1 protein-coding gene is annotated in these 573 nt (G+C 41.2%); it reads left to right on the top strand.

The features are described from left to right. Positions 1-151 precede the first annotated feature (151 nt). The coding region (locus ABD256_RS44270) for a hypothetical protein (protein ID WP_344432421.1) at positions 152-573 on the top strand (422 nt) is incomplete at its 3' end.

The following is a 573-nucleotide window of genomic DNA, read 5'->3' on the forward strand; positions in this document are numbered from 1 at the left end:
TGCAAGCTCGACAAAAACATAACTAAATAATCTATTGCTCTTATGATGATATTTTACCAAACTAGAAAAACTAGTCCGGAATCTCACCATAAGAGCATGTATACTTGTGTATAGTAAGTTTGTTGAACTGCAACAAATACAGGAGGGACAAATGTTTTTAGCAATTAGAGAGATTAAGAAAGAAAAACTACGGTACGGCTTGATTCTGGCAGTCGTCGTCTTAATCAGTTATTTGATTTTCATTTTAAGTGCCCTGGCACTTGGGCTGGCAACAGCTAACACCGCTGCGGTGGACAGCTGGCAGTCTAAGTCCTTTGTAATGACCAAAGACGCAAATGGCAATGCTGGACAGTCATTACTGACAACAAAACAGGTTGATCAGTTAAGCGGCGAAAAAACCGCAACACTTGGCATTACACCAGTTAATATGAAAGTTGGCGGAAAACGTGAATCCGCACAATTCGTTGGGATGAATAACGACGAGTACATCGCTAAAAACCTACAATTAACCAAGGGGCACTTGCCAAAGGCAGCTAACGAAGTCGTCCTCGCTGACTCAGTTGATAAGGATAT

Origin of the sequence: Amycolatopsis minnesotensis (assembly GCF_039529815.1) — a bacterium.
GTDB classification, from domain to species: domain Bacteria; phylum Actinomycetota; class Actinomycetes; order Mycobacteriales; family Pseudonocardiaceae; genus Amycolatopsis; species Amycolatopsis minnesotensis.